Origin of the sequence: Candidatus Njordibacter sp. Uisw_056, from assembly GCF_047730085.1 — a bacterium.
Lineage (GTDB): Bacteria > Pseudomonadota > Gammaproteobacteria > Pseudomonadales > Balneatricaceae > Njordibacter.
Genome location: NZ_CP159830.1, coordinates 224,395 through 238,907, shown reverse-complemented (window position 1 = coordinate 238,907; position 14,513 = coordinate 224,395). Strand labels below are relative to the sequence as shown.

The 14,513-nt window shown below is 46.5% G+C and carries 12 protein-coding genes; 8 read left to right on the top strand and 4 right to left on the bottom strand.

Annotation, left to right across the window (positions count from 1 at the left end):
* Nucleotides 1–28: 28 nt before the first annotated feature.
* On the bottom strand, nucleotides 29–241 hold the full coding sequence (rpmE, locus tag ABXT60_RS01200) for a 50S ribosomal protein L31 (protein ID WP_443630961.1): 213 nt from the start codon (nucleotides 239–241) through the stop codon (nucleotides 29–31).
* A gap of 270 nt (nucleotides 242–511) precedes the next feature.
* On the opposite strand from rpmE, the gene ABXT60_RS01195 reads away from it, so the two are divergent.
* From ABXT60_RS01195 to hslU, 5 genes are all read left to right on the top strand, one after another.
* Nucleotides 512–2,722, top strand: a complete 2,211-nt coding sequence (locus tag ABXT60_RS01195) for a primosomal protein N' (protein ID WP_443630960.1) — start codon at nucleotides 512–514, stop codon at nucleotides 2,720–2,722.
* A gap of 79 nt (nucleotides 2,723–2,801) precedes the next feature.
* Nucleotides 2,802–4,559, top strand: coding sequence for an arginine--tRNA ligase (gene argS / locus ABXT60_RS01190; RefSeq protein WP_443630959.1), 1,758 nt, complete (start codon nucleotides 2,802–2,804; stop codon nucleotides 4,557–4,559).
* A gap of 2 nt (nucleotides 4,560–4,561) precedes the next feature.
* Complete coding sequence (locus ABXT60_RS01185) at nucleotides 4,562–5,152, top strand: SPOR domain-containing protein (protein ID WP_443630958.1); 591 nt, start codon at nucleotides 4,562–4,564, stop codon at nucleotides 5,150–5,152.
* Nucleotides 5,153–5,267: 115 nt separating this feature from the next.
* Complete coding sequence (gene hslV, locus ABXT60_RS01180) at nucleotides 5,268–5,810, top strand: ATP-dependent protease subunit HslV (RefSeq protein ID WP_046485560.1); 543 nt, start codon at nucleotides 5,268–5,270, stop codon at nucleotides 5,808–5,810.
* A gap of 9 nt (nucleotides 5,811–5,819) precedes the next feature.
* Nucleotides 5,820–7,145 carry an ATP-dependent protease ATPase subunit HslU gene (gene hslU / locus ABXT60_RS01175; protein ID WP_443630957.1) on the top strand — a complete coding sequence of 442 codons (1,326 nt, stop codon included), beginning with the start codon at nucleotides 5,820–5,822 and terminating at the stop codon, nucleotides 7,143–7,145.
* A 37-nt stretch (nucleotides 7,146–7,182) separates the two neighbouring features.
* Here hslU and ABXT60_RS01170 read toward each other — a convergent pair whose 3' ends face one another.
* From ABXT60_RS01170 to typA, 3 genes are all read right to left on the bottom strand, one after another.
* Nucleotides 7,183–7,458, bottom strand: a complete 276-nt coding sequence (locus ABXT60_RS01170; protein WP_443630956.1) for a polyhydroxyalkanoic acid system family protein — start codon at nucleotides 7,456–7,458, stop codon at nucleotides 7,183–7,185.
* Between the two features lie 298 nt (nucleotides 7,459–7,756).
* Nucleotides 7,757–8,128, bottom strand: coding sequence for a hypothetical protein (locus ABXT60_RS01165; protein ID WP_443630955.1), 372 nt, complete (start codon nucleotides 8,126–8,128; stop codon nucleotides 7,757–7,759).
* Between the two features lie 117 nt (nucleotides 8,129–8,245).
* Nucleotides 8,246–10,054, bottom strand: a complete 1,809-nt coding sequence (gene typA, locus ABXT60_RS01160; protein WP_443630954.1) for a translational GTPase TypA — start codon at nucleotides 10,052–10,054, stop codon at nucleotides 8,246–8,248.
* A gap of 435 nt (nucleotides 10,055–10,489) precedes the next feature.
* Here typA and glnA point away from each other — a divergent pair, with 435 nt between their 5' ends.
* From glnA to ntrC, 3 genes are all read left to right on the top strand, one after another.
* Nucleotides 10,490–11,896 carry a glutamate--ammonia ligase gene (gene glnA, locus ABXT60_RS01155; protein WP_443630953.1) on the top strand — a complete coding sequence of 469 codons (1,407 nt, stop codon included), beginning with the start codon at nucleotides 10,490–10,492 and terminating at the stop codon, nucleotides 11,894–11,896.
* Nucleotides 11,897–11,983: 87 nt separating this feature from the next.
* Nucleotides 11,984–13,057: a nitrogen regulation protein NR(II) gene (gene glnL, locus ABXT60_RS01150; RefSeq protein WP_443630952.1), complete on the top strand. Its 1,074-nt coding sequence runs from the start codon at nucleotides 11,984–11,986 to the stop codon at nucleotides 13,055–13,057.
* Nucleotides 13,054–14,445 (top strand): nitrogen regulation protein NR(I), encoded by a 1,392-nt coding sequence (gene ntrC / locus ABXT60_RS01145; protein ID WP_443630951.1) that lies wholly within the window; start codon nucleotides 13,054–13,056, stop codon nucleotides 14,443–14,445. The genes glnL and ntrC overlap by 4 nt, the downstream gene beginning before the upstream one ends.
* The last annotated feature ends 68 nt before the right edge of the window (nucleotides 14,446–14,513 follow it).

Here is a 14,513-nt window from a genome sequence, read left to right as displayed (position 1 = left end):
TTTTAACGTGCGCTTAACGCTATGCCAATTACTTACTAGCTCGGCTACCAAAGCGCTTGTTGAAGCGATCGATACGGCCGCCAACATCAATATTTTTCTGCTTGCCAGTATAGAACGGGTGGCAGGCTGAACATGTGTCAATGTGCATGTCTTTACATAGCGTAGAACGTGTTTCTACAACATTGCCACAAGAACACGTCGCTTTAATAGCTTCGTACTTAGGATGGATATCTGTTTGCATGGGGAATAACCTCAAGGTTATGGCGCCGCCACTTGATCTATTGCCAAGCACCGCACCGAACAGAGACCTTTATAAGGTCTCTTTCAAATTAGCCAACCGACAACCGGCAGGCCCTAAAAATAGAGGCAAAATTCTACCAGACGCCTGAAGATAAGCAAGCCTTTTTGACAACACAAACGTTACAATTAACCAAATGAGCAGTTTATCTTTGTAAACACCACAAACAAAGGCACTTTGGTGTAGGATAACCTCATAACTCAATTGCCTTAAATGTTCTATTTTCCAGTGCCTATGTATCTAAAAATCGCCCTCGCCACTGGTCTACGCCAAGAGTTTACTTATTTAGCGCCAGACACAACAAAAGACTCTTGCTTGCCGACAATTGGCTTACGTGTCCATGTAACCTTAGGTCGTAGCCAAAGAGTAGGGCTTATTGTGGGCATAAGCCAAACCACAGACTTAGACCTTAGTAAACTTAAGCCTATTATTGAACTATTAGATAACACACCACTATTGCCCAAAGACCTTTGGCAGCTAGGGCTATGGGCAGCTGAGTATTACCAACACCCATTAGGTGACTCACTTATGCACCTACTACCTGCTAAACTGCGCCAACCCATACCTAATCAACTCATCCAACTCAATTGGCAGGTCGCTAATGTAGAGGCAGAGTTTGGCAGGGCAAAAAAACAACAGCTCCTTTGGCAACAAATTAGCACCTTGGCACCCGTGTTTAATCTTAGTCAGCTCCAAACTATAGGCATAAAACCTAGCCAACTAAAGCCTTTTTTAGACAAAAAATGGCTCACTACCAGCTACCCTAAGCCTCAAAATGTAACTTTAAAACTGGCTGAACAAGGCCTGGTTCTTAACGCAGAACAAACACATATTGTTGAACACTTAGCTAAGGTAAAGGATGTATTTAGTTGCAACCTATTAAATGGTGTTACCGGCAGCGGCAAGACTGAAGTCTATTTTCATGCCATTGCAGAGCAATTGCAGGCAGGTAAACGCACCCTATTGTTGGTTCCCGAAATAGGCCTTACACCACAGCTACTGCAGCGACTTAAACAACGCTTTAACAACCGAGTATTGGCTCTTCACTCGGGCCTTACAGAACATCAGAGACTTAACGCTTGGCAACAAGCAGGGCTTGGGCAGGCTGATATTATAATAGGCACACGGTCTGCTTTATTTACCCCAATACCAGACCTAGGCCTAATTATCATTGATGAAGAACATGATCAAGCTTATAAGCAGCAAGAAGGTTTTCGCTACCATGGCCGAGACTTAGCCATAAAGCGTGCTGCCGACGCTAAAATTCCAATATTATTAGGCTCAGCCACACCCTCATTAGAGAGTTTGGCAAATGTGGCACGGGGGCGGTTTAGCCAATGGCTATTAACCCAGAGGGCAGGAAAGGCAAGTAGCCAAAGTTACGAGGTGATTGATCTACGCAACCAACCGCAACAGGCTGGTATCTCTGAACAGCTGCAGGCAATGGTTCAAATCCAGCTGGATTTAGGCCATCAAGTTTTGCTAATGCTCAACAGACGGGGCTTTGCCCCTAGCCTGCAATGCCAGGCTTGTGGTGAAACCGCACAATGCCCTGCCTGCGACTCCAGCATGACCTTACACCGCCGTCCCCCAAGGCTCCACTGCCATCACTGTGAGCACCAACAACCCATACATCTGCATTGCCCAAAGTGCCACAGCTCTCAGCTAAAACCCCTCGGCCAAGGCACCGAACGAACAGAAGAGCAGCTAAACACGCTTTTCCCTAACACCCCAGTTCATCGCATAGATCGTGACACTACCCGCAAAAAAGGTAGTTTAGAAACAATGTTAGAGCAAGTACATCTTGGCCAACCGTGCTTATTGGTGGGTACACAGATGCTGGCTAAGGGCCACCATTTCCCTAATGTTACTTTGGCCGCTATTTTAGATGCTGACGCCAGCCTTTTTAGTAGTGATTTTCGTGGCCCAGAAAAACTAGCACAGCTGCTAGTGCAGACTGCTGGCCGTGCTGGCCGTGCTCAGATACCGGGCACAGCAGTGATTCAAACTTATCAAGCAGACCACCCCACTATTAATATTTTAGTTAATAAAGGGTACAACGCCTTTGCTCAGCAAGAGCTCACTAGTCGCCAGCAAAGCGGTTTGCCTCCTACTGGCCACATGGCTTTATTTCATGCGCAAGCCAAAGATGCAACGCAGGCCTTTGCCCTGCTGAATTGGTTAGGGCAACAGGTACAAAACCCCGTGCTGCAGCCACTTACTAAGTCCTTACTCATGTTTGGCCCTATGCCTGCTTTTATGGCTCGCAGAGCACACTATTATCGTGCTCAATTACAACTTCAGCACCCAAACCGTAAACAATTACAGCAATTATTACAGCAATTATGCCACTTATTAGATCAACATCCAGCAGCCCGTAAAATACGCTGGAGTCTAGACATAGACCCGCAAGAACTGGGATAATTACCACTAATGCACACCGAGTTGTTACGGCCTCATTTTTGAGGCTGCACTTAAACCTTTTAGAAGCCTATACGCCACCATGAAGCAACACATTGCAGACCTTATCCAACAAGCTATCGATGCCCTTAAAACCGCAGGTGAGTTTGACGCTGATCTAGTCGCTAACATCCAAATCGACAATACCCGCGACAAGCAACATGGAGATCTTGCATGCAACGTCGCTCTAACTTTGGCTAAAGTTGCACGCCGCAAACCGCGTGACATTGCTGAACTAATTTGTAGTCAATTGCCTGCATCAAAATCGGTCACTAAAACACAAATTGCAGGCCCAGGTTTCATCAATTTTTTTATCAGCCAAGATGCCACTCAGGCTATCATCGGTAAAGTACTGACAGACGCCGATCAGTTTGGCCGCAATAACAGTGGTGCTGGCCATAAAGTGCAAGTGGAATTTGTATCTGCCAACCCTACCGGGCCCCTGCACGTTGGCCATGGCCGCGGCGCAGCATACGGCGCTAGCGTGTCTAATCTGCTGGAAGCCTCAGGCTATGATGTAGAAAGGGAATATTACGTTAACGATGCGGGCCGCCAAATGAACATTTTGGCTGCAAGTGTGTGGCTGCGTTATTTACAACAAGCTGAGGAAGAGATCACCTTCCCCAGTAATGGCTATCAAGGTGCTTATGTTAACGATATCGCCAAACACCTCCGCACACAGGTAGGTGACCGTCTCAAGCACAGCGCACCTGAGGTAATGAGCAGGCTGCATGCAGATGCTCCAGAGGGTGACAAAGAGAAGCACATTGATGATTTGATTGAGCGGGCTCAAAGTTTGCTGGGACAAGCTGACTATAGCTTAGTATTTAATGCTGGCCTTAACTCTATTCGTCATGACATTGAGCAAGATTTACACGGCTTTGGTGTGGACTTCCAGCACTGGTTTTCTGAACGCAGCCTGGATCAGGGTGACCAGATTAACCGCGCCATTGCTAAACTACAAGAGCAAGGGCATGTCTATGAAGACGGTGGGGCCTTATGGTTCCGCTCTACAGCCTTTGGTGATGACAAAGACCGTGTAGTAAAGCGTGACAACGGCCAAACTACCTACTTTGCATCTGACATTGCCTATCATTTAAACAAGTTTGAGCGTGGCATGGATACGGTTATTAACGTGTGGGGCGCAGATCACCACGGTTACATCACTCGAGTGAAGGCTGCATTGCAAGCCCTAGGTATAGACCCAGAACGCTTAGTGGTAAAGTTGGTTCAGTTTGCTATTTTGTATCGTGGCAACGAACGAGTGCCCATGTCTACCCGCAGTGGTTCTTTTGTCACCTTACGCGAACTTCGAGAGGAAGTAGGCAAAGACGCCTCACGGTTTTTCTATGTTACTCGCAAAGCAGAGCAACATATGGATTTTGACTTAGAGCTTGCTAAGTCAGAGAGCAAAGACAACCCAGTGTATTATATTCAGTATGCTCACGCGCGCATTTGCACCCTCATTAGAAAACTTGCAGAACAGAACATGGCTTGGGATTCAGTTATGGGGCTTGAGCAACTTGAAAAGCTGAGTGAACCTGCAGAAATCAGCCTAATGCAGCAAATACAGCTGTATCCAGAAGTGATAGCGCACGCAGCTTATAATCATGAGCCCCATCAAGTGGCTCATTACCTTAAAGATTTAGCTGGCCATTTTCACAGTTACTATAATGCCCACAGAATGGTTATTGATGACGTTCAGTTGCGTAACGCCCGCATGTGTCTGTGTATGGCTGCACGCCAAGTAATGGACAATGGTTTAACCCTTTTAGGTGTTGACGCACCAGAGCATATGTAATCGTGGCATCACACGATTACGCTAAGCGCAAGCCTAAAAAGCAACCTAAGCCTGCCGTTTCTCGCTGGGTTATGTTTTTCACGTTAGTGGTGAGCACGGCCTTTTTGGCCACACTTTTGATGCTTTCACAACAGCCAGATGATACTAAGGCTAGCACTGTGGTAGCTGAAAAAACAAACCCCACTGAGGTGGTTAAACGAGTGCCTAAGAACAAAGGCAAGGCTGCCAACAAAAAAGGTGTGAGTAAGCAAAAAGACAACTTTGACTTTTACACTCTACTCCCAGACAGTGAAGTGACCCCCACGCAGGTGGATGCTTATATCTCCACACCTAAGGACCCTAAGAAGAAGACGAACACCTTACTACAGGCAGGGTCTTTTCGTAAAATGAAAGATGCTAACCGCCTTAGAGCTAGGCTAGTTCTGCTTAATATGGACAATGTTGTCGCTGAAAAAACGGTTTCGAGCAGTGGATCAGTATGGTTCCGTGTTCGTATTGGACCATTTAGTAACCGCTCAACTCTGAATAAAGCGGAAGATATTCTCGCCCAGCAGGGCATTGAATCAATTCGAATCAACAAAAGCGCTAACTAATCATCTGTTAAGTGTTTTTGCGCTTGAATTTTAGCGTCTCGACCCCATCCTAAAAGGATCGCATTATGCACGCAATGGCGTATAGCCCATGGGTGCAGCCAATTAGGGATGAAATATGACCACCATAGTATCAGTACGCCGCGGCAATCAAGTTGTATTGGGTGGCGACGGCCAAGTTTCATTAGGCAATACCGTAATGAAAGGTAATGCTCGCAAAGTACGCCGCCTATATCATGACAAAGTCATTGCAGGATTTGCTGGCGGTACCGCTGATGCTTTTACTCTATTTGAACGCTTTGAAAGCCAATTAGAAAAACACCATGGCCAGCTTGTAAGGTCTGCTGTAGAACTCGCCAAAGAATGGCGCAGTGATCGTGCTTTACGCAGACTAGAGGCCATGTTGGTGGTTGCTAATGAGGAAGCCTCTCTTATTATCAGCGGTACTGGCGATGTAATAGAGCCAGAACACGGCCTTATTGCCATCGGTTCTGGTGGCAACTTTGCGCAAGCAGCAGCATTGGCTCTGCTAGATAACACAGAGCTGTCTGCTCAAGACATTGTTAGTAAAAGCCTTAATATTGCCGCCAGTATTTGTGTATTTACCAATCATCAAACGACCATCGAAACCATTGACCTAACTGCTCAAACTAAGAAATAAGGCTGAACCATGTCTCAACTGACTCCTGCTGAAATCGTCAGCCAACTCAACAACCATATTATTGGCCAAGATGCTGCTAAACGCGCTGTGGCTATTGCCTTGCGAAACCGCTGGCGCCGTATGCAACTCGAGCCTGACATGCGGGCTGAAATTGCACCTAAGAACATTATGATGATCGGCCCTACTGGTGTGGGTAAAACCGAGATTGCTCGCCGTTTAGCTAAGCTTTCTCATGCCCCTTTTATAAAAATTGAAGCAACAAAATTTACTGAAGTGGGCTATGTAGGCCGCGACGTAGAATCTATTATTCGCGACCTCATGGAAACGGCTATGAAGATGCTGCGCGAAGAGGCTATTACAAAAGTAGCCAACCAGGCAGCTGACCGTGCAGAAGATCGTATTTTAGATGTGTTGCTGCCCCCTGCCCGTGGCGAAAATGACTCGCCTATCACTAAGGAGTCTGGCACCCGTCAGATGTTTCGCAAGAAGCTAAGAGAAGGCCTACTAAACGACAAAGAGATTGATATTGAAGTGTCTAATGCTCCTGTTGGGGTTGAGATAATGGCGCCTCCTGGCATGGAAGACATGACCAACCAGCTGCAAGGTTTGTTTGCCAATATGGGCAAAGACAAAAAACAAACCAAAAAAATGAACATTGCAGACGCCCTAAAGCAACTTCAAGACGAAGAAGCTGCAGGCCTGGTTAAGGAAGAGGACCTTAAACAACAAGCGTTAGAAGCTGTAGAGCAAAATGGCATTGTGTTTCTAGATGAAATCGACAAAATTGCCAAAAGACAAGAAGGTGGCAGCGGTGATGTGTCTCGTGAAGGTGTGCAGCGTGATTTGTTGCCACTTATTGAAGGATGTACCGTAACCACAAAATACGGCATGGTAAAGACAGATCATATCCTGTTTATTACTTCAGGCGCATTTCACGTTGCAAAGCCCTCAGACCTTATCCCAGAGTTGCAAGGCCGCTTGCCTATTCGGGTAGAGTTAAATGCCCTTCGGCCAGAAGATTTTGCTCGCATTCTTACCGAACCCAACTATTCACTCACGCAGCAGTATAAAGCCCTATTGAGTGTAGAGGGGGTTGATTTAGAATTTAGTGAAGATGGCGTCAAGCGCATAGCAGAGCTTGCCTATGAGGTAAACGAAAGTACTGAGAACATCGGTGCCCGGCGCCTACATACACTGCTAGAGCGCCTGCTAGAAGACCTATCGTTTACAGCTAACCAAGCTTCAGGCGCGAAAGTTGTTATTAACCAAACCTATGTTGACAAAAACCTACAAGATCTGGTGAAAGACCAAGATTTAAGCCGCTATATATTGTAACTTGTTTCGCCCGCCGACCAACACAACACTAAAAAGCTTAACCCAAGCAGCGTGCTAGCTGCTTGTTAACCTCTGCTTCAATTTGGCTCTTCATAGGTGTTAACATCATGCCAAGGGTAAGTTCAACGTCTACTACCCCTTCGGTCAACACCATCGAGCCTTTGATGCCCTGACGCTCAAGCGTCAATACGTCGGCCTGCCAGGCGCTTTTTACACCCAGCTTTGTCCCAAGCTTGGTGGCAAGGGTTTGCACGGCTTCACGGGCTTGGGTCATTGAATGTTGATGGGGGTACGAGACTTGTATACTGGCCATAAGAGGGTCACTGGATGAAATGTAATTAGCCGTTCTATGTTAATCTTGTGGCGAATTATAAACAAGGTGACGGTTTATCGGTCATCAAAATAATAGCGCTTTATACCAATTTTAATACAGGCTATAACTTTTTAGTATTAGACACTGGGTGGGAAGTTGGTAATATGCCCTCAGCGCAAATAAAAATAATAAGCGCAATAAGAAAAAAAGACACCTTTGGCTTAATAATAAAAATAAACTAGCCTCAGAAAGCAGCTCACACGAGCTGCTTTTTTTATGCCTGCTTTTTTATGCCTGCTTACTCACCGCACTGGCCCTTAACTTCCCAATCGGTCAGGCTTAGCAAGCGATCTTTTAACTGGTCGTATTCTTCCCTTGCAGCTTTAGAGTCGCTACCACCATCTACCAAAAACAAAACTGGCCAGTACAACACCCCACCCACAAATTCTAGTCGCTCCGTTTGTGCATCTTCGTCTCGCACTCCAGCAATATCATGCATCTGGCCTGCAATGCGCCGGGCCTCTGAATATAGCTGATCGCAACTAAAGGCATCATAGGCAGCAGTAAAGCTAGGTAAATTACCTTGTTCACTACTGATGGTGGGTTTTGTTGCAGGACTAGCACAAGCCACAAGCCACAGGCAGGCTGCGCTAATAATTACTTTGTTCATAATAATAACCTCTTAGCACTCTAAACTAACAGAGTCTACAGTAAGCTGAAAGCTCTACCCTTTGCTACAGACACAAAAAAGCCGATCTGTTGATCGGCTTTTTCAACCTAAGGATGTTTACTTAGGTGAACGCTTCCGCGCTGTTTCTGTAAGTAGACGCTTACGCAGACGGATGAAGTGTGGTGTAACTTCTACTAGCTCATCGTCTTCGATAAATTCAAGCGCTTGTTCAAGTGAGAAGCGAATAGGTGGGCTAAGAACGATGTTCTCATCAGTACCTGCTGCACGGATGTTGGTAAGCTGCTTTCCCTTAGTTGGGTTAACACACAAATCGTTACCACGGCTGTGAACGCCAATAAGCATACCTTCGTATACGTCAATGTTTGGCTCAACCATCAACCGACCGCGAGTCTGCAGGTTAAACAAAGCAAATGCTAAGATCTTACCCTTAACCATAGAAACCAATACACCTTTTTCGCGCTCAGCTAGGGCACCCTGCTTAACTTGACCATAATGATCAAATACAGACGTCATTACACCGCTACCAGAGGTTAGGGTTAAGAACTGACCACGGAAACCGATCAGACCACGTGAAGGAATGATAAATTCTAATCGTGTACGGCCTTTACCATCTGGCTCCATGTTAGTCATTTCCGCCTTACGACGACCCATTTCTTCCATTAGTGAACCTTGATGCTGATCTTCACAGTCAATCAATACTGATTCGTATGGCTCCATCTTCACGCCATCAACTTCTTTTTCGATAACCTGTGGACGTCCTACACCCATCTCAAACCCTTCACGACGCATGCTTTCAATCAACACTGACAAGTGCAATTCACCGCGGCCTGACACTACAAAACGGTCTGGGGTATCGCCTTGAGTAACACGCAGGGCGACATTGTGAATAAGCTCACGGTCTAAACGATCACGGATATTACGGCTAGTAACAAACTTACCATCAAGGCCAGCAAACGGTGAATCGTTGACTTGGAACGTCATAGACACTGTTGGCTCATCGATGCTTAATGCAGGCAATGCTTCAACATGGTCTGGGTGACAAATAGTGTCAGAAATATTTAAACCATCTATACCAGTAACACACACAATATCACCAGCCTGGGCTGTGGCTACATCGATACGCTCAAGGCCCATGTAGCTCATCACGTTTTGTAGCTTAGCTGCACGGTGTTTGCCATCAGATGAAATTACTTTAACTTGCTGGCCCACCTTCATGCTGCCACGCTTTATACGGCCTACACCAATAACGCCTACATAGCTTGAGTAGTCCAACGCAGAAATTTGCATCTGCAAAGGGCCTTCAAGGTCTACGTCTGGTGATTTAACATGCTCAACCAATGATTCAAATAATGGCGTCATATCATCAGACATATTGTCTGGTGAGGCACCAGCAATACCATTGATCGCAGACGTGTACATTACAGGAAAGTCTAACTGCTCATCCGTAGCGCCCAAAGAGTCGAACAAATCGAATACTTGGTCCATAACCCAATCTGGTCGCGAGCCTGGACGGTCGATCTTGTTAATAACCACAATAGGGCTGAGGCCTTGTTGAAAAGCCTTTTGAGTTACAAACCGTGTTTGTGGCATCGGTCCGTCTACGGCGTCTACCAAAAGTAAGACGCAATCTACCATAGATAGAACGCGCTCTACTTCACCACCAAAGTCAGCATGTCCTGGGGTGTCCACAATATTGATATGGTAACCATTCCAACTTACCGCAGTGTTTTTTGCAGTAATGGTAATACCACGTTCTTTTTCTTGGTCGTTAGAGTCCATAAGGCGCTCTGTGCCTTGGTCACGACGGTCAAGGGTGCCGGATTGTTCTAGCAACTTGTCTACCAAGGTGGTTTTACCGTGGTCTACGTGGGCTACAATCGCCACATTTCTTAACTTTTCGATCATCTCACTACTCCAAACGGCCTCAATTGAACATGGCCAAAATACGTATGGGCGTTGCGACAGCGCAGCGCCAAAAAAATGCAGCGCAGATTATAGCAAAAGTATAGCGATAACACAGCACCTAAGAGGGAACAAGAAGGATATTTATACAAGCTATCTATCATCGCACTTAAATGGTGCGCCACTCTTTGAATGCGACTCTTTTTAGTGCACACTAGCGTGAAAATGCATACTTAAGTTAAAGCTATAGAACTTAATAGAGCGATTGAGGTTAAAAAAACCCATATACGCGACCAAAACTGCCATAGAGGGTCACTTTTTAAACCTTAGGTAGAGTTGGCACGGCCATTGCTTTAGTAAACACAGTATCAGCCAATGGGCTGGAATTCATACATGTAAACCACCGGCCTTAGAGCTGGTTTTGATTGGAGAGACTTTATGTCTGCAAATACCCTTAAGATGATCCAAGACAGCGAAGCACGCTGGGTCGACCTGCGCTTTACCGATACCAAAGGCAAAGAGCACCACGTAACGATACCTGCGCGTACTGTAGACGAAGACTTCTTCTCTGAAGGCCAAATGTTCGATGGTTCATCCATTGCTGGCTGGAAAGGCATCAACGATTCAGACATGATCATCATGCCAGACGATAGCTCTGCTGTATTAGACCCATTCACAGAACAAACTACAGTAAACGTGCGATGCGATGTTATTGAGCCAGCCACTATGCAAGGCTATGACCGTGACCCACGTTCAGTTGCTGCTCGCGCTGAAGAATACCTTAAGTCTACAGGTATTGGTGACACGGCATTCTTTGGCCCAGAGCCAGAATTCTTTGTATTTGATGACGTAAAGTGGAAAGCCGATATGCAAGGCGCCATGTACGAAATAAACTCTGAAGAAGCAGCTTGGCAGTCGAGCGCTACCATCGAAGGTGGTAATACGGGTCACCGGCCTGGCATCAAAGGCGGTTATTTCCCAGTACCTCCAGTTGACTCCTCACACGACATGCGTGGCGCTATGTGTGACGCTATGGAAGCTATGGGTGTGGAAATAGAAGTACACCACCACGAAGTAGCAACGGCGAATCAAAACGAAATTGGTACAAAGTTCAGCACGTTAATTCGCAAGGCTGATGAAGTACAAATTATCAAGTACTGTGTCCACAACGTGGCGCACGCTTACGGCAAAACGGCTACTTTTATGCCTAAGCCAATTGTTGGCGATAACGGCTCTGGCATGCACGTTCACCAGTCAATTGCTAAAGACGGTGTTAACCTTTTTGCTGGTGACGGCTATGGTGGCTTGTCAGACATGGCGCTTTACTATATTGGCGGCATTATTAAGCATGCTAGGGCGCTTAACGCGTTCACCAACGCATCTACTAACGCATACAAGCGTTTAGTCCCTGGCTTCGAAGCCCCTGTTATGCTGGCTTACTCTGCCCGTAACCGCTCTGCTTCTATCCGCATTCCATACGTAAGCAACCCACGCGGACGCCGCGTAGAAGTGCGCTTCCCTGATCCCACTGCAAACCCATACTTGTGTTTCGCGGCCTTGTTGATGGCAGGCCTTGATGGTATTCAAAATAAAATCCACCCAGGCGATGCAGCCGACAAGGATTTGTATGACCTACCTGCTGAAGAAGCAGCAGCAATTCCAACAGTGGCTAGAAGCCTAGAAGAAGCACTTGCTGCTTTAGAAGCAGATCGTGAATTCTTAACCCGTGGTGGCGTATTTACTGACGAAATGATCGACGCTTACATCGAACTTAAGAACGGTGAAGTAGAAGCAGTTAATAGTGTCACTCACCCAGTTGAGTTTGGCCTTTACTACTCTTGCTAGTCGCATAACCAAAGCCCTCCGAGGAGGGCTTTTTAAGCACACCCAACGCACTAATTTGGTGCGCCATAAAGAACCCGATGGAGTGCAATGCCTAAATTACTGCAAGCCCAACAAGCTCTGGCTAGTTTGGTTAACCATTTAACCACCGCCATCGTTTTACTTAACGCTCGCATGGAAATTGTGGCGCTCAATTTGGCTGCGGAAAATTTATTTCGAGTCAGTCAACATCAAATGCAGCTTGAGCCCATTAGCAATTTGCTGTCCTTAGACCCACTTCTTAAACAGCAGCTTGAGCATAGCTCCACTCACCAACAATCCTTCACTAGTCGCGACATCCAAATACAGCAGGCTAATGGCCGCAGACTATCTGTAGACTTAAGCGTTACCTCCGTAGATGAACAAGGTAGTTTAGCCTTAGAGATACAGCCGTTAGAGCGTGTCAAACGACTCACACAAGAAGCCCGCATGACAACCCAACAGCAGGCGTCTTCTAATCTTGTGCGCAATTTAGCCCACGAGATAAAAAATCCATTAGGTGGTATTCGTGGTGCAGCCCAGCTGTTACAACGGGAACTTAACCCTTCGTTACACGAATTCACCGATATCATAATTTCTGAGGCTGACCGCTTAAGAGACCTTGTAGACCGTTTAGTGGGTCCTCAACGCCAAACTCAAAAGCAACGCTGCAATATTCATCAGATCTTAGACAAAATAGACCAGTTATTACGCGCAGAAGCTGGCGACCGAGTGCGACTAATACGAGACTATGACCCCAGTCTGCCAGAACTGCTCATCGACGCAAATCAAATGACGCAGGTATGCCTTAATGTAGGCCGTAATGCCTTGCAAGCACTTATGGAGCACCAAGTTAGTGGTGGTCAAATTAGCCTTAAAACGCGAGCTGTTAGACGCTTCACTATTGGTCATACATGCCACCGCCTCGTCTGTTGTGTCAGCATAAGTGACAATGGGCCTGGCATTAATGCAGACCTTAAAGAAGACATCTTTTTCCCCCTAGTAACCCATCGTGCTCAAGGCACAGGGTTAGGTTTAAGCATCGCCCAAAGCCTTATACAGCAGCACCAGGGCCTCATTGAATGTGATAGCCAAAACGGCCAAACTTGCTTTAATATTTACTTACCCATGGAGAAACTCCCATGAGCCACGATGTATGGATCGTAGACGATGACCACGCTATTCGTTGGGTGCTGGAACGCGCCTTACAGCAGGCGCAAATAAGCAGTCGCAGCTTTGAAGATGGCCAACAGTTGTTGGTTGCACTCGAGCTTGACTCACCCAGTTTAATTATTAGCGATATTCGTATGCCGGGCATTGACGGCCTTAGCTTACTGCAGCGGCTGCAACAGCAGATTGAACATGTCCCTGTGATTATTATGACAGCTCACTCAGACCTGGACAGTGCCGTAGCATCCTATCAAGGTGGCGCTTTTGATTATTTACCAAAACCGTTTGATATTGATGAGGCCGTAGGCTTAGTACAACGCGGTTTGCAACATGCCCAACAACAAGCAGGCGCTACCACACCAGAACCCGCACCGGCCAGCGCCCAAATTATTGGTGAAGCCCCAGCCATGCAAGAGGTGTTTAGGGCTATTGGTCGCCTTTCACAGTCTAATATGACGGTTATGATTAATGGCGCTTCAGGCACTGGTAAAGAGCTTATTGCCCAGGCATTGCATCAACATAGCCCACGAGCTAACCAACCTTTTATTCCGTTAAACATGGCAGCTATCCAGAAAGACCTTATTGAGTCTGAGCTTTTTGGCCATGAAAAAGGGGCTTTTACAGGCGCGGTTAACCAACGTAAAGGCCACTTTGAGCAAGCCCACGGAGGCACCTTACTGTTGGATGAAATTGGTGACATGCCTGCTGAAGCCCAAACCCGATTACTAAGGGTACTGGCCGATGGTGAGTTTTATCGTGTTGGTGGCCACAACCTAGTTAAGGTGGATGTCCGCATTATTGCAGCCACTCACCAAGACTTAACCAAGCGAGTAGAACAAGGGTTATTCCGCGAAGACTTGTTCCACCGGCTTAACGTTATTCGCATACCACTACCAAACCTTAGCCAGCGCAGCGAAGACATTCCTGCTCTAGCAAGGCACTTTCTAGTAACCAGCGCTAAAGAACTTGCCGTAGAAACAAAGCAACTTTCCAGCGCTGCGGCAGAGCATTTACAAAAATTAGATTGGCCAGGTAATGTTCGCCAGTTAGAAAATGTGTGCCGTTGGTTAAGTGTCATGGGCAGTGGCAACCAAATATTGGTTAGCGATTTACCCCCAGAGTTACAAGAACACACGACTAAGGCTAGCGGGGAACAAAACTGGCAAGATTCGTTATCAAAATGGGCTAAGAAAGAGCTACAGTTTGGCCAGCAGCAGCTTTTGGGTAAGGCTCTACCTGCGTTTGAAATTGTGATGATACAAGCCGCACTTAAACATACCCATGGCCGCCGTAGAGAAGCTGCAGAATTATTGGGTTGGGGTAGAAACACCCTCACCCGAAAAATCAACGAATTAGGGCTTTAGTCGCCATTGACATAGATTTAGTGATTACATCATACTCAATTAAGTAATCAGGTTTAGCCCCGTAAATG